22 protein-coding genes are annotated in these 13,906 nt (G+C 65.8%); 21 read left to right on the top strand and 1 reads right to left on the bottom strand.

Translation table 11 applies throughout. The annotated features are described in order from the left end of the window. Window positions 1–35: 35 nt before the first annotated feature. The 13 genes from rplN (at window position 36) to map (ending at window position 7,737) form a co-directional block, all read left to right on the top strand. The gene (gene rplN / locus DFQ14_RS00495; protein ID WP_114451033.1) at window positions 36–404 is read left to right on the top strand and encodes a 50S ribosomal protein L14; all 369 of its coding nucleotides are present in this window, start codon (window positions 36–38) and stop codon (window positions 402–404) included. Continuing rightward, window positions 404–718, top strand: a complete 315-nt coding sequence (gene rplX / locus DFQ14_RS00490; protein ID WP_114451032.1) for a 50S ribosomal protein L24 — start codon at window positions 404–406, stop codon at window positions 716–718. The genes rplN and rplX overlap by 1 nt, the downstream gene beginning before the upstream one ends. Before the next feature lie 2 nt (window positions 719–720). Next, complete coding sequence (gene rplE / locus DFQ14_RS00485; protein WP_114451031.1) at window positions 721–1,284, top strand: 50S ribosomal protein L5; 564 nt, start codon at window positions 721–723, stop codon at window positions 1,282–1,284. A gap of 42 nt (window positions 1,285–1,326) precedes the next feature. Beyond that, window positions 1,327–1,512 carry a type Z 30S ribosomal protein S14 gene (locus DFQ14_RS00480; protein ID WP_114451030.1) on the top strand — a complete coding sequence of 62 codons (186 nt, stop codon included), beginning with the start codon at window positions 1,327–1,329 and terminating at the stop codon, window positions 1,510–1,512. A 211-nt stretch (window positions 1,513–1,723) separates the two neighbouring features. Further along, the gene (gene rpsH, locus DFQ14_RS00475) at window positions 1,724–2,122 is read left to right on the top strand and encodes a 30S ribosomal protein S8 (RefSeq protein ID WP_114451029.1); all 399 of its coding nucleotides are present in this window, start codon (window positions 1,724–1,726) and stop codon (window positions 2,120–2,122) included. A 16-nt stretch (window positions 2,123–2,138) separates the two neighbouring features. Continuing rightward, entirely contained in the window at window positions 2,139–2,678 is a 540-nt protein-coding gene (gene rplF, locus DFQ14_RS00470; protein WP_114451028.1) for a 50S ribosomal protein L6, read from the top strand. Window positions 2,679–2,680: 2 nt separating this feature from the next. Beyond that, entirely contained in the window at window positions 2,681–3,085 is a 405-nt protein-coding gene (gene rplR, locus DFQ14_RS00465; protein ID WP_179951454.1) for a 50S ribosomal protein L18, read from the top strand. A 65-nt stretch (window positions 3,086–3,150) separates the two neighbouring features. Beyond that, complete coding sequence (gene rpsE / locus DFQ14_RS00460; protein ID WP_114451026.1) at window positions 3,151–3,762, top strand: 30S ribosomal protein S5; 612 nt, start codon at window positions 3,151–3,153, stop codon at window positions 3,760–3,762. 6 nt (window positions 3,763–3,768) lie between these two features. Further along, complete coding sequence (gene rpmD / locus DFQ14_RS00455) at window positions 3,769–3,951, top strand: 50S ribosomal protein L30 (RefSeq protein WP_114451025.1); 183 nt, start codon at window positions 3,769–3,771, stop codon at window positions 3,949–3,951. 2 nt (window positions 3,952–3,953) lie between these two features. Further along, entirely contained in the window at window positions 3,954–4,403 is a 450-nt protein-coding gene (gene rplO / locus DFQ14_RS00450; protein ID WP_114451024.1) for a 50S ribosomal protein L15, read from the top strand. A gap of 402 nt (window positions 4,404–4,805) precedes the next feature. Further along, a complete protein-coding gene (secY, locus tag DFQ14_RS00445; protein ID WP_114451023.1) occupies window positions 4,806–6,119 on the top strand; it encodes a preprotein translocase subunit SecY in 1,314 nt (437 codons plus the stop codon). A 255-nt stretch (window positions 6,120–6,374) separates the two neighbouring features. Continuing rightward, window positions 6,375–6,929, top strand: coding sequence for an adenylate kinase (locus DFQ14_RS00440; RefSeq protein ID WP_114451022.1), 555 nt, complete (start codon window positions 6,375–6,377; stop codon window positions 6,927–6,929). A 16-nt stretch (window positions 6,930–6,945) separates the two neighbouring features. Next, complete coding sequence (gene map, locus DFQ14_RS00435; RefSeq protein WP_114451021.1) at window positions 6,946–7,737, top strand: type I methionyl aminopeptidase; 792 nt, start codon at window positions 6,946–6,948, stop codon at window positions 7,735–7,737. Window positions 7,738–7,995: 258 nt separating this feature from the next. Here map and DFQ14_RS00430 read toward each other — a convergent pair whose 3' ends face one another. Beyond that, window positions 7,996–8,646, bottom strand: coding sequence for a class I SAM-dependent methyltransferase (locus DFQ14_RS00430; protein WP_257233519.1), 651 nt, complete (start codon window positions 8,644–8,646; stop codon window positions 7,996–7,998). A gap of 434 nt (window positions 8,647–9,080) precedes the next feature. Here DFQ14_RS00430 and infA point away from each other — a divergent pair, with 434 nt between their 5' ends. The 8 genes from infA (at window position 9,081) to truA (ending at window position 13,903) form a co-directional block, all read left to right on the top strand. Beyond that, window positions 9,081–9,302: a translation initiation factor IF-1 gene (gene infA, locus DFQ14_RS00425; RefSeq protein WP_114451020.1), complete on the top strand. Its 222-nt coding sequence runs from the start codon at window positions 9,081–9,083 to the stop codon at window positions 9,300–9,302. Between the two features lie 52 nt (window positions 9,303–9,354). After that, on the top strand, window positions 9,355–9,468 hold the full coding sequence (gene rpmJ, locus DFQ14_RS00420; RefSeq protein WP_114451019.1) for a 50S ribosomal protein L36: 114 nt from the start codon (window positions 9,355–9,357) through the stop codon (window positions 9,466–9,468). A 214-nt stretch (window positions 9,469–9,682) separates the two neighbouring features. After that, the gene (rpsM, locus tag DFQ14_RS00415; protein ID WP_114451018.1) at window positions 9,683–10,063 is read left to right on the top strand and encodes a 30S ribosomal protein S13; all 381 of its coding nucleotides are present in this window, start codon (window positions 9,683–9,685) and stop codon (window positions 10,061–10,063) included. A gap of 25 nt (window positions 10,064–10,088) precedes the next feature. Next, window positions 10,089–10,493, top strand: coding sequence for a 30S ribosomal protein S11 (rpsK, locus tag DFQ14_RS00410; protein WP_114451017.1), 405 nt, complete (start codon window positions 10,089–10,091; stop codon window positions 10,491–10,493). A gap of 23 nt (window positions 10,494–10,516) precedes the next feature. Next, window positions 10,517–11,122, top strand: a complete 606-nt coding sequence (rpsD, locus tag DFQ14_RS00405; RefSeq protein ID WP_114451016.1) for a 30S ribosomal protein S4 — start codon at window positions 10,517–10,519, stop codon at window positions 11,120–11,122. Window positions 11,123–11,268: 146 nt separating this feature from the next. Beyond that, entirely contained in the window at window positions 11,269–12,372 is a 1,104-nt protein-coding gene (locus DFQ14_RS00400; protein WP_114451015.1) for a DNA-directed RNA polymerase subunit alpha, read from the top strand. 50 nt (window positions 12,373–12,422) lie between these two features. Continuing rightward, the gene (gene rplQ, locus DFQ14_RS00395; RefSeq protein WP_114451014.1) at window positions 12,423–13,001 is read left to right on the top strand and encodes a 50S ribosomal protein L17; all 579 of its coding nucleotides are present in this window, start codon (window positions 12,423–12,425) and stop codon (window positions 12,999–13,001) included. A 65-nt stretch (window positions 13,002–13,066) separates the two neighbouring features. After that, the gene (gene truA, locus DFQ14_RS00390) at window positions 13,067–13,903 is read left to right on the top strand and encodes a tRNA pseudouridine(38-40) synthase TruA (RefSeq protein ID WP_420810123.1); all 837 of its coding nucleotides are present in this window, start codon (window positions 13,067–13,069) and stop codon (window positions 13,901–13,903) included. Window positions 13,904–13,906 lie beyond the last annotated feature (3 nt).

Genomic DNA, 13,906 nt, shown 5'->3' with positions numbered 1-13,906 from the left:
CGTCAGGCGCGAAAAACTTAGGGTCAGGAGTCAACGTGATCCAGCAGGAGTCGCGACTGCGTGTCGCCGACAACACCGGGGCCAAGGAGATCCTCACCATCCGGGTTCTCGGTGGTTCCGGTCGGCGCTACGCAGGTATCGGCGACATCGTGACGGCGACGGTGAAGGAAGCCATCCCCGCCGCAGGTGTCAAGAGGGGCGATGTGGTCAAGGCCGTCATCGTCCGGCAGAAGAAGGAGAAGCGTCGTCCGGACGGTTCCTACATCCGGTTCGACGAGAACGCTGCGGTGCTGATCAAGCCCGGTGGCGATCCCCGAGGGACCCGCATCTTCGGGCCCGTCGGTCGCGAGCTGCGTGACAGGAAGTTCATGAAGATCATCTCGCTCGCGCCGGAGGTGCTGTGATGAAGGTGAAAAAGGGCGACACGGTCGTCGTGATCTCCGGTAAGGACAAGGGCGCCAGGGGCAAGGTCATTCAGTCGTTCCCGAAGCGGGAGCGCGTCCTGGTCGAGGGTGTCAACCGGATCAAGAAGCACACGAAGGTCTCGCGGACCGAGCGTGGTGCGGAGTCCGGCGGCATCGTGACGCAGGAAGCTCCGATTCACGTCAGCAATGTGATGGTGACGGACTCGGACGGCAAGCCCACGCGTATTGGCTATCGCAGGGACGAGGACGGCAAGAAGGTGCGTGTTTCTCGCCGTAACGGTAAGGACGTCTGATCATGACCACTGCTGAGAAGATCGTCCCCCGGCTGAAGACCCGCTACCGTGACGAGGTCATTCCGGCCCTCAACGAGGAGTTCTCCTACTCCAATCCGATGTTGGTGCCCGGCGTGGTCAAGGTCGTGGTCAACATGGGTGTGGGCGACGCCGCGCGGGACAGCAAACTGATCGAGGGCGCCGTTCGTGATCTGGCGACGATCACCGGCCAGCGCCCCGAGGTCCGCAAGGCCCGCAAGTCCATCGCGCAGTTCAAGGTGCGCGAGGGCATGCCGATCGGTGCGCGCACCACCCTGCGTGGCACCCGGATGTGGGAGTTCCTCGACCGCCTGGTGACGATCTCGTTGCCGCGGATCCGGGACTTCCGGGGCTTGTCGCCGAAGCAGTTCGACGGCAACGGCAACTACACGTTCGGCCTCAACGATCAGTCGATGTTCCACGAGATCGACCCGGATTCGATCGACCGTCCGCGTGGTATGGACATCACCGTCGTGACCACGGCCGCCACCGACGAGGAGGGCAGGATGCTGCTGCGGCATCTGGGCTTTCCGTTCAAGGAGCAGTGACCGTGGCCACCGCTGAGGATCGAAGCAAGGAGAACTGAGCCGATGGCCAAAAAGGCACTGATCAACAAGGCCGCGCGTAAGCCGAAGTTCGGCGTCCGGGCCTACACCCGTTGCCAGCGTTGCGGGCGTCCGCGCGCGGTGCTGCGCAAGTTCGGGCTGTGCCGGATCTGCTTCCGCGAGATGGCCCATGCCGGCGAACTTCCGGGCGTGAGCAAGTCTTCCTGGTGAAGACCGTCCGCTGAGTTCGGCCCGGTGTCAGGCGGTCCCGTGGGTTCACCGGCACAGGCGAGCGCGCCGATACGCGAACAATCCGGCCCGTCTGCGGGCGGGCCATGACCCCGACTTCGTTCAGGCCAGGGTCCAGACTTCTTCCCGTCGTGTTCGACACGGCACCGTCGGGACCCACCGGAACCGGACGAGAAAGGTTGACAAGGTCACCATGACGATGACCGATCCGATCGCAGACATGCTGACGCGTCTGCGTAACGGGAGTCGCGCCTACCACGACGAGGTCGTGATGCCGCACTCCAAGCTCAAGGCGAACATCGCCGACATCCTGCAGCGTGAGGGCTACGTTTCCGGCTCCCGGACGCAGACCGGCGAGAAGGGCAAGAACCTGGTCGTCGAGCTCAAGTACGGCCCGAACCGTGAGAAGAGCATGACCGGCCTGCGCCGTGTGTCCAAGCCGGGCCTGCGCGTGTACGCCAAGTCCACGAACCTGCCGAAGGTGCTCGGCGGACTGGGTATCGCGATCATTTCGACGTCGGGCGGTCTGCTGACCGACAAGCAGGCCATGAAGAAGGGCGTGGGCGGGGAAGTCCTCGCCTACGTCTGGTGAAGAAGGAGGAACGGTTATGTCGCGCATCGGAGTGTTGCCGATCACCGTGCCCTCCGGCGTCGAGGTGACGATCGACGGCCAGACGGTCACGGTCAAGGGCCCGAAGGGCACCCTGCAGCAGCGGATCGCCGAACCCATCACGGTCGAGCAGAGTTCGGACGGGACGCTGCTGGTTCAGCGCCCCGACGACGAGCGCCGGAACCGCTCGTTGCACGGACTTTCGCGTAGCCTGGTGAACAACATGGTGCTCGGCGTCAGCCAGGGCTACCAGCGGGATCTCGAAATCCACGGCGTCGGTTACCGCGTGCAGCTCAAGGGGGCCAACCTCGAGTTCGCTCTCGGGTACAGCCACTCGGTTGTGGTCGAGCCGCCGCAGGGCATCGAGTTCGCCACGGACGGCCCTGCGAAGCTCTCGGTCAAGGGCATCGACAAGCAGCAGGTCGGCGAGGTCGCCGCCAAGATCCGCAAGCTGCGTCGTCCCGACCCGTACAAGGGCAAGGGCGTGCGCTATGCGGGCGAGAAGATCCGCACCAAGGTCGGGAAGACGGGTAAGTGACGATGAGCGAGACCACCACAGGTACGAAGCGCAAGCCGGTGGGCAAGGGCATCGCGACCGTGCGTCGTCAGGCCCGTGCCAACCGACACACCCGGATCCGCAAGAAGGTCAGCGGTACGCCCGAGCGGCCGCGGCTCGCCGTCTCGCGGTCCTCGCGCCACATTGTTGCGCAGGTCATCGACGACACGGCCGGTCACACGCTGGCGGCGGCCTCCACCCTCGAGGCGGAGTTCCGCACATTCGAGGGCGACAAGACGAGCAAGGCCACCCGGGTCGGGGAGCTCGTTGCCGCCCGCGCCAAGGACGCAGGAATCGCCCGGATCGTGTTCGATCGGGGCGGCAACGCCTACCACGGGCGTGTGGCGGCGCTGGCCGACGCTGCTCGTGAGGGCGGTCTGGAGTTCTGACAAGTGCGCAACGACGAGACCATCGCAGCCAAGTTCGTGGTAGCCAGTAATGGAAGGGACGCCTGATGCCTGGACGCACTCGGCGTGACGGCGGTTCGGAATCCGGCGGCAAAGACCGCAAGGACCGCCGCGACGGTGGCCGTGGCGGGGCGGCCCAAGAGAAGTCCCCGCAGTTCGAACGTGTCGTGACCATCAACCGTGTCGCCAAGGTCGTCAAGGGTGGCCGGCGGTTCAGCTTCACCGCGCTGGTCGTGTGCGGCGACGGTGACGGCATGGTCGGTGTCGGCTACGGCAAGGCCAAGGAGGTGCCCTCGGCGATCGCGAAGGGTGTCGAGGAGGCGAAGAAGAACTTCTTCCGCGTTCCCCGGCTCGCCGGATCGATCCCGCACCCGGTGCAGGGCGAGGACGCCGCCGGCGTCGTGCTTCTGCGCCCGGCCAGCCCCGGTACCGGTGTTATCGCCGGCGGACCGGTGCGTGCCGTTCTGGAGTGCGCGGGCATCCACGATGTGCTGAGCAAGTCGCTGGGTAGCGACAATGCGCTCAACATCGTGCAGGCCACGGTGACGGCTCTGAAGCAGTTGCAGCGTCCCGAGGAGGTGGCGGCGCGCCGCGGGCTGCCGCTGGAGGATGTTGCTCCGGCTCGTGTACTGCGTCAGCGCGCAGGACAGGAGGTGTGAGCCGAGATGAGCCAGTTGAAGATCACTCAGGTGCGCGGCCTGGCCGGCGCCAAGCACAATCAGAAGGCCAGTATGCGCTCGCTGGGTCTGCGCAAGATCCGCCAGTCGGTCGTACGGCCGGATGACCCGAACGTGCGCGGCATGATCCGAACCGTGCACCACCTGGTGACGGTCGAGGAGGTCGAATAGGCATGGCCATCAAGATTCACGACCTGCACCCGGCCCCCGGCGCCAAGCGCGACAAGATCCGTGTCGGTCGTGGTGAGGCCTCGAAGGGCAAGACGGCCGGTCGCGGTACCAAGGGGACCAAGGCCCGCAAGACGGTCTCGCCCCGCTTCGAGGGCGGGCAGATGCCGCTGCAGATGCGGTTGCCGAAGCTGCGTGGCTTCAAGAACCGCAACCGTGTCGAGTACCAGGGCATCAACGTCGGCAAGCTGGCGCAGGCCTTCCCGCAGGGCGGCTCGGTCGGCATCGAGGAGCTCATCGGTGCCGGGCTGTTGAAGAAGGGCGAGCGCGTCAAGATTCTCGGCGGTGGTGACCTGGAGGGCGTCCGGCTCGACGTGACCGCGGACGCGTTCACCGGCAGCGCACAGGAGAAGATCACCGCGGCCGGCGGAAGTGCCACACGCAAGAGTGAGTGAGAGCGACTTCCGCTGAACCGGGACACACGAACGGGGCTTGCTCGACGATCCGGTCGAGCAAGCCCCGTTCGTGTGCGGTCCCGCTGTCGCGTGCCGGGCGCGGCACGCGGTTCCCGGGCCGGTACCGCGATGGTGTTGGTCGGTGGGTTTTTGCCAGGTTTCGCGGTCACGCGCGGTTCCGGGCCGGAGAAGTGGCACTCGGCGAGGTGAACTCGCTGCGCAGGATGGGTCGTGTGAGACCTGGATGCCCGGGCGGTTACGTCCTTCCGGCAGTATTGCTGCTAGAGTCCGTTCGGCAGTCCGTGCCGAACACGGTGCTGCGACAGCAACGCCAGTCATACCGGCTACCTCAGTCGGCAACCGAACCCGGCCACCTGGCCGGCTTGCGCACAGGAGGTCTGCGTGCTCGGCGCCTTACGCTCGGCTCTGGTGACGCCGGACCTGCGCCGCAAGATCCTGTTCACGCTGGGCATCATCGTGCTGTATCGGCTCGGCGCCATGCTCCCCTCACCGGGGGTGTCGTACCCGAACGTCCAGCAGTGCGTGGAACAGACCAGGAACGACAGCGAGAGCATCTACTCGCTGCTGAACCTGTTCAGCGGTGGTGCACTGCTGCAGCTCTCGGTGCTGTCGCTGGGCATCATGCCGTACATCACGGCGAGCATCATCGTCCAGTTGCTGCAGGTGGTCATCCCTCGCTTCGAGCAGCTGAAGAAGGAGGGGCAGTCCGGTCAGGCCACGCTGACCCAGTACACCCGGTACCTGACGATCGCGCTCGCGCTCCTGCAGGCGACCGGCATCACCGCTCTCGCCGTGCGCGGGCAGCTGTTCCCCGGCTGCACCACCGAGGTCATCCCGGACAACTCGGTGCTGAACCTGGTGGTCATCGTGGTGACGATGACGGCGGGTGCCGCACTGCTGATGTGGATGGGTGAACTGATCACCGAGCGCGGTGTCGGCAACGGCATGTCGTTGCTGATCTTCACGTCCATCGCGGCTCGGATCCCCTCGCAGGGAGCCAGCATCCTGAACGGTCAGGGCGGCCTCGTCTTCGCCGTTGTCTGCGTGTTCGGCCTCGCCATCATCACCAGCGTCGTGTTCGTCGAGCAGGCTCAGCGCCGGATCCCCGTGCAGTACGCCAAGCGCATGATCGGTCGCCGGATGTACGGGGGTACCTCCACGTACCTGCCGCTGAAGGTCAACCAGGCCGGAATCATTCCGGTGATCTTCGCGTCCTCCCTGCTGTACCTGCCGCAGCTGCTGGGGCAACTCGCCGGCAACCAGAACACCTGGTGGGCGCGGTTCATTCAGACCTACATCGTGGATCCGTCGAGCTGGGTGCACATCCTGCTGTACATGGCGATGATCATCTTCTTCGCCTACTTCTACGTGTCGATCACGTTCAACCCGGAGGAACGTGCCGACGAGATGAAGAAGTTCGGCGGGTTCATTCCCGGTATCCGGCCCGGCCGTCCGACGGCCGAATACCTCAGCTTCGTGCTGTCCCGGATCACGCTGCCGGGTGCGCTGTACCTCGGCATCATCGCCGTGCTGCCGAGCTTCTTCCTCGGGCTCACCGGTGGTGGACAGGGCGGTATGCAGAGTTTCATGTTCGGCGGCACCGCGATATTGATCATGGTCAACGTGGGCTTGGACACCGTCAAGCAGGTCGAGAGTCAACTCACGCAGCGGAACTACGAGGGCTTCCTCCGGTAGGCTCGGGGAATCCCGGGCAATGGTGCCCGTGCCCCCGGTGTTATCGCCCACCTTCCGTGCTGTCCCGTGGACCGGGCGGAGGCTACGGTCGCCGGGCTATCGGTTACGGTGCCGCCCGTCCCGGACTCGGTGAGTGCAGTCCTCGTTCGAAGGTACTCGCGCCGTGCCGCGTCCGGGAACGTGCGATAACAGGCGGGCTTGAAGCGCTCGAACATACGGTGGCGGAGGCCATCAGACGGATTCGGAGGCAGACCCTTGGTGCGATTGGTTCTCGTCGGCCCGCCCGGTGCGGGCAAGGGCACCCAAGCGGCCGTGCTGAGCGAGCAGCTCGCGGTCCCCCATATTTCCACTGGTGACCTCTTTCGGGCGAATATCGACAATGGCACTCCTCTGGGGCAGGAGGCGAAGAGCTACCTCGATGGAGGGGAGCTCGTGCCGGACAAGGTCACCAACGAGATGGTGCGCCAGCGGTTGTCCGAGTCCGATGCCCGTGAGGGCTTCATGCTCGACGGTTTTCCGCGGACGACTCCGCAGGCCGACGTCCTCAGCGGCATCCTCGCCGAAAACGGCATGGAGCTGACGGCGGTGCTGCAGTTCGACGTGCCGGAGGAGGAACTGGTGCGCCGTCTGCTGGAGCGAGGGCGTTCGGATGACACCGAGGAGGTCATCCGCCGCAGACTGGCGGTGTACAACTCGGAGACCGCGCCGCTGCTGGAGTACTACCGCAACAAGCTCATCACCATCGACGCGCTCGGCACTGTCGAGGAGATCACCTCGCGCGCGTTGGAAGCCCTGCGTACGCGAGCCTGACGAAAGGGAGTCACCCGTGCTGCGGCGAGGTAAGGGCATCGAACTCAAAACCACCGGTGAGATCGAGGCGATGCGTGCGTCGGGTTTGCTGGTCGCGCGCGCTCTCGCCGAAGTCGGGGCGCACGCCAAGCCCGGCATCAGCACCGGTGAGCTCGATGCTCTCGCCGAGCAGGTGATTCGGGATGCGGGTGCGGTCCCGTCCTTCAAGGGCTACCACGGCTTCCCCGCCTCGATCTGCACGTCGATCAACGAAAGGGTCGTCCACGGCATCCCGTCACGGCAGGAGATCCTGGCCGAAGGCGATATGGTGTCGGTGGATTGCGGGGCGATCCTGGACGGCTGGCACGGTGACTCCGCCGTGACACTGCCGATCGGCGAGGTCGGGCCACGTGAACTGGCACTGTCCGAGGCGACCAAGCACGCCATGTGGGCGGGTGTGGCACAGGTCCGGGCGGGCAACCGCCTGACCGATGTCTCCCATGCGGTGGAGACCGCGGCACGGGAGTCGATGGACTCGGATGGAATGGAATACGGGCTCATCGCCGAGTACGGCGGGCATGGCATCGGTACTCGCATGCACATGGAGCCTTTCCTGCCGAATCTCGGCAAGCCCGGCAAGGGACCGAAACTCAAGGTCGGCATGGCCCTCGCCGTGGAACCGATGCTGACTCTCGGCTCGGCGGAGACCGAGGAACTCGATGACGACTGGACGGTCGTGACCGTGGACGGTTCCCGTGCCGCGCACTGGGAGCACACCGTCGCCATTACCGAGGAGGGCCCGTGGGTCCTCACCGCCCCTGAGGATTGAGAGTGTCTGGGCCGGCTTGCGTAGCGGTGCGGGTGGCGGAACCTCAGCCGGTGCCTCGCTGCGGGATCCCCGACTCAGGTAGCCGACCTACATGGCGCTGGGGCTGTCCTCGCGAGGCACTCGCCTGAGAACCCGCGGCGGTGCCGACTGCGTACGTGGATGTAAGCGGCTCCGCCGTTTGTTGAAACGGGGATCGAGGCCGCGCTCGAGGTGGGCGCGGGCGGTTTTGACGAAAACCGCCCAGCCGGCCGCCTACGTTCATTCCTCCAGCGGGCGGCGGCAGATGTAGTGCAGGATCGGCGGAAAATTCCGCCACGTCGTGTGTGTGATCACTTCGTCGAACGTCGTCGCGAGTTGCCGCTGGAAGTGACGACCACCTTCCGAATGCCGCGCGGGCAGGTAGGTCAGTGCGGTGAAGGCGCCGTGCGGTGCGAGTACGTCGGTCACCTGCCGCAAGACGTCCTGCCGAGTCTCTTCGGTCAGCAGTGACCACGGGATACTGCTGACCACGGCGTCGACTTTGTCGAGGTGGAGCGTGGCCAGCAGTGCGCGCAGGTTCCCCGCGTCGCCGTGCAGGGTTTCCATCCACGGCTGGTGTTGCTGCAGGTGCCGGACGAGGTCCGCACCGATTTCGATCCCGATGTGGCGCGCGTGCGGGGGCAGGCGGTTGTGAATGGCCCCGCTGAGGGAACCGGTGCCGGGGCCGAGTTCGACCACGACCGGGCTGCCCGTGGTGGGCACGACCTGCGCGACAGTGGCGGCCACGGCTTCCGATGTGGGGGTGGCCGCTCCGACCGCCGTGGGGTTGCGTACCGCTGCACCGAAAAACGTGCGGTACTCGCCGAGCTTCGCAGCAACGGGCAGCCATCGCCCGCTGAGTGATGTGCGGCGGTTCCGGAAAGTGGTCACGGTTCTCCTCGATGGGCTTGCCTGTTCGGCTGCGGTGGTAGCTGCGGTCGGCACTCTTCATGCGTGATCGGACCGTGTACGAGCACGGCGGATGGGCGTGCTGTCACGAGTACGGACAGTAGCAATGAGGGTGGGCCGTGTGCGCCCCCGTTTTGTTCCGCCCCGAGTTGGGGCGGGTTTTCGCGAGCGCGTACACTGGAGCAACGGCGCACTCGTCGCGCCGGTTCGTCGTGCCTTCGTGCTTGCGAGGGGATGCTGCCGGCAATCGACTGCTGAGGGCATCCGAACCCGTGGCATATCACCGAGGTTATCGCGTCGGTGATGCCCCGGTTCTTCGGACCGGGCAGGAGTGTGCCTGCTGTCGGTACCGGCTTCGCCGGCCTGGCGGCACGTACGAGCAAGACGAACTGTCACCGTCACGAAACGCGGAGGACATGGGCAAGAAGGACGGGGCCATTGAGGTCGAGGGTCGGGTGATCGAGCCGCTCCCCAACGCGATGTTCCGCATCGAATTGGAGAATGGACACCAGGTCCTTGCTCACATCAGTGGCAAGATGCGCCAGCATTACATTCGCATCCTGCCCGAGGACCGGGTCGTTGTGGAACTTTCGCCCTACGACCTCTCCCGTGGGCGCATTGTCTACCGCTACAAGTGACCTCCACGGTGTCCGGGAGACCGGACACGCGTCCGAGCAGGAGAGCAAGACCGTGAAGGTCCAGCCAAGTGTGAAGAAGATCTGCGACAGCTGCCAGATGATTCGCCGTCATGGGCGAGTTCTGGTGATCTGCTCCAACCCGCGCCACAAGCAGCGCCAGGGCTGATTGCCGCACAAGTCGCAGTCGAGACCACCAGACCGAACACCAACAAGGGATCTCCCTGCAGCCTGCCGGCTCGTGAGCTGAGCCGGTCGACCCCCGGATTCCAGGCCGGGGCTTCGTGTCGGGACCGTCCGGCCCGCCCGCCGGGCCGCCGTCGGTGCCGTCCGGAGACGGTCAGGGAGCAGACCTGGATCAACGAGTGAGGAGAACCTGCCCCATGGCACGGCTCGCCGGCGTTGACCTCCCCCGTGACAAGCGGGTGGAGATCGCGCTGACCTATGTCTACGGCATCGGCCGTAGTAGTTCTCAGCAGATCCTGAAGGCGACGGATATCCCGTTCGGCACGCGTGCGAAAGACCTCGACGACGATCAGCTCGCGAAGCTGCGCGACGAGGTCAACAACAACTACCGGGTCGAGGGTGACCTCCGCCGCGAGGTTCAGGCCGATATTCGCCGCAAGATCGAGATCGGCTCCTACGAGGGGCTGCGGCACCGTCGCCACCTGCCACTGAACGGGCAGCGGACGAAGACCAACGCCCGCACCCGCAAGGGACCGAAGAAGACGGTCGCCGGCAAGAAGAAGGCCGGTAGGAAGTAAGCCTCGCTAGGAGACCACGACACACATGCCACCGAAGAGTCGCGCCGGTGCCGTCAAGAAGGTACGGCGCAAGGAAAAGAAGAATGTTGCTCACGGGCAGGCTCACATCAAGAGCACATTCAACAACACCATCGTTTCGATCAGTGACACGACCGGTGCGGTGATCAGCTGGGCCTCCGCGGGACACGTCGGGTTCAAGGGCTCGCGCAAGTCCACTCCCTTCGCCGCGCAGATGGCAGCCGAGAACGCCGCGCGCAAGGCCGCCGAGCACGGCATGAAGAAGGTCGACGTCTTCGTCAAGGGGCCGGGCTCCGGCCGCGAGACGGCGATCCGCTCGCTGCAGGGCGCCGGCCTCGAGGTCGGCACGATCCAGGACGTCACCCCGCAGCCGCACAACGGCTGCCGCCCGCCGAAGCGGCGTCGGGTCTAAGGCGCGGGAAGGAGGACAGACACATGGCTCGTTACACGGGGCCCGCAACTCGCAAGTCTCGCCGCCTGAAGGTCGACCTCATCGGCGGCGACCAGGCGTTCGAACGTCGCCCGTACCCGCCGGGGCAGCACGGGCGTGGCCGTGTCAAGGAGACCGAGTACCTGCTGCAGCTGCAGGAGAAGCAGAAGGCTCGGTTCACCTACGGCATCATGGAAAAGCAGTTCCGGTCGTACTACGAAGAGGCCAACCGCAGGCAGGGCAAGACGGGTGACAACCTGCTGCAACTGCTGGAGTCGCGCCTGGACAACGTGGTCTACCGTGCGGGACTGGCACGCACTCGCCGCCAGGCTCGGCAGCTCGTCAACCACGGGCACTTCCTGGTCAACGGCGAGAAGGTGAACATTCCGAGCTACCAGGTGACGAAGTTCGACATCGTCGACGTCAAGCCGAAATCGCTGAAGACCACGCCGTTCATCATCGCCAAGGAGACCCTGGGCGAGCGTCCTGCCCCGGCGTGGTTGCAGGTCGTGCCGTCGTCCTTGCGCATCCTCGTGCACCAGCTGCCCGAGCGTGCGCAGATCGACACTCCGGTTACCGAACAGCTCATCGTCGAGCTTTACTCGAAGTGACGCTCCCCGGCAGGCGGCCACGGGCCGCCTGCCGGAGGCAGTCCGGGCGGTGGTGTCGGATACACCACCGTCTCGCCCGCGATTCGCCGCGGGCACGCCATCCCTTCGGCGTCATATGGCGGGCGCCGTGCGGAAAGGAAACGACAGTGCTCATCTCTCAGCGACCCTCACTGACCGAGGAGTCGGTGTCGGAGACCCGTTCCAAGTTCACCATCGAGCCGCTGGAGCCGGGTTTCGGCTACACCCTCGGCAATTCGCTGCGCCGCACCCTGCTGTCTTCGATTCCGGGTGCCTCGGTGACCAGTTTGCGGATCGACGGTGTGCTCCACGAGTTCACCACGATCCCGGGAGTCAAGGAGGACGTCACCGACGTCATCCTGAACCTCAAGGAGCTCGTCGTGAGCTCCGAGGAAGACGAACCCGTGACGATGTACCTGCGTAAGCAGGGCCCCGGTGCGGTCACCGCAGCCGACATCGTCCCGCCGGCCGGTGTGACCGTGCACAACCCGGACCTGCACGTTGCCACCCTCAACGGGCAGGGCAAGCTGGAGATCGAGCTGGTGGTCGAGCGCGGCCGCGGCTACGTCCCTGCAGCGCAGAACAAGCAGGCGGGCGCCGAGATCGGTCGGATCCCGGTGGACTCGATCTACTCGCCGGTGTTGAAGGTGACCTACAAGGTCGAGGCCACGCGTGTCGAGCAGCGTACCGACTTCGACCGGTTGATCCTCGATGTCGAGACGAAGCCGTCGATCACGCCGCGAGACGCGGTGGCTTCGGCCGGCCGCACGCTGGTGGAGCTGTTCGGGCTCGCGCGTGAGCTCAACGTGGACGCCGAAGGTGTCGAGATCGGTCCGTCGCCTGCCGAGGCCGATACCATCGCGGCTTACGCGATGCCGATCGAGGACCTCGACCTCACGGTGCGCTCCTACAACTGCCTCAAGCGGGAGGGCATTCACACCGTTGGCGAGCTGGTTTCGCGCAGTGAGGCCGACCTGCTGGACATCCGTAACTTCGGTGCGAAGTCCATCGACGAGGTCAAGTTGAAGCTGGTTGGTCTGGGGCTGTCGTTGAAGGACAGCCCGCCCGGGTTCGACCCGTCCGCTGCCGCTGCCGAGTATCCGGCAGGCGACTGGTCGGACGAGGAGACCGGCGGCATCGAGCCCCCCGGTGGCTACGGCGCCGGATTCGATGAGGGCTTCGACGGTGGCTACGACGACGGTCAGGACTACGCGGAGACTGAGCAGCTGTAGCTGTGGCGCGTGGACCGGATAGCCGGTCCACGCCTCGAGAGGAGCAAGTGATGCCCACCCCGACCAAGGGAGCGCGTCTCGGCGGGTCGCCATCGCACGAGCGGCTGATGCTGGCCAACCTGGCCACGTCGCTGTTCGAGCACGGGCGGATCAAGACCACCGAGGCGAAGGCGAAACGGCTGCGTCCGGTCGCCGAGCGCCTGATTACCAAGAGCAAGAAGGGCGACCTGCACAACCGTCGCGAGGTCATGAAGACCATTCGCGACAAGGACGTCGTGCACAAGCTCTTCGCCGAGATCGGTCCGTTCTTCGCCGATCGCAACGGCGGCTACACCCGCATCACCAAGACGATGCCGCGCAAGGGCGACAACGCCCCGATGGCGGTCATCGAGCTGGTGAACGAGAAGACCGCCACTGCCGAGGCGGAGGCTGCTCGCGGTACCCGGTTCGCCAAGGACGAGGCGGGCTCCGGCTCGGCCGAGGTCCAGGGCGGAAAAGAGGAGCCGCAGGCGACCGAGAACCCCGAGGTCGCCGAGTCGACCCAGGGCGTCTCGTCGAGTGACCAGGAGCCCGCCGAAGGCTCGCGGGAGACCGTCGAGAACGATCTGGAATCCAAGGACGAGTCCTGACCTCTTCTTGCGGTGACGCCGCGAACGAGCCCGCTGCTCCGGTTTCGGAGAGCGGGCTCGTTCGTCTGCGTCTGGACATCGCCTACGACGGCACCGACTTCTTCGGCTGGGCGCGACAGCCGCAACTGCGCACGGTCCAGGGGCTTGTCGAGGACGCGTTGTCCAAGCAGCCTCCGGGGCGGGAAGCTCCTCGCTCCGTTGTGGTGGCCGGGCGTACCGACTCCGGAGTGCATGCAAGCCACCAGGCCGTACACGTCGATGTGGCTCCGTTCGGTCCGGGCGAGGGCGGGCGGTTGCCCGTCGACGAGTTCGGGATCCCCGACCTGCGACAGCTGTGCGCGCGATGGAACCGCATTCTGCCGGGGGATGTGCGGGTGCTGGATGCCCGCATTGCTGCCGACGGGTTCGATGCGCGCTTCTCGGCGTTGCGTCGGCACTACCTGTATCGGGTCTCCGATGCACCCTGGGGCGTGGGCCCGTTGCAGCGGAGGAACACTCTCGGGTGGAACCGGCCGCTCGATGTGGATCGGCTCAATGCCGCCGCTCGGGAGCTGGTGGGGCTCCATGATTTCGCGGCCTTCTGCAAGCAGCGGGAGGGGGCGACAACGGTACGTGAACTCCAGCGGTTTTCCTGGGAGCGCATCGAGGAGTACCTGCTGGTCGCCACGGTCAGCGCCGATGCGTTCTGCCACTCGATGGTGCGCAGCCTCATCGGCTCACTGCTGATGGTCGGGGACGGTCGGCGTGATCCGGGCTGGCCTGCCGAACTCCTGCGTGCGGGCGTACGTACCAGTGCGGTCGCGCCCGCGCACGGTCTCACTCTCGTCGGGATCGACTATCCGCCGGACGAGGAACTCGCCGACCGCGCTGCGCGTACCCGCTCCGTCCGATCCCTGGGGTAGGGC

The sequence above is a fragment of the Halopolyspora algeriensis genome, from assembly GCF_003337235.1.
GTDB classification, from domain to species: Bacteria; Actinomycetota; Actinomycetes; order Mycobacteriales; family Pseudonocardiaceae; genus Haloactinomyces; species Haloactinomyces algeriensis.
Note: the sequence above shows the minus strand (reverse complement) of the source record. Positions and strands in the feature narration are given on the sequence as shown.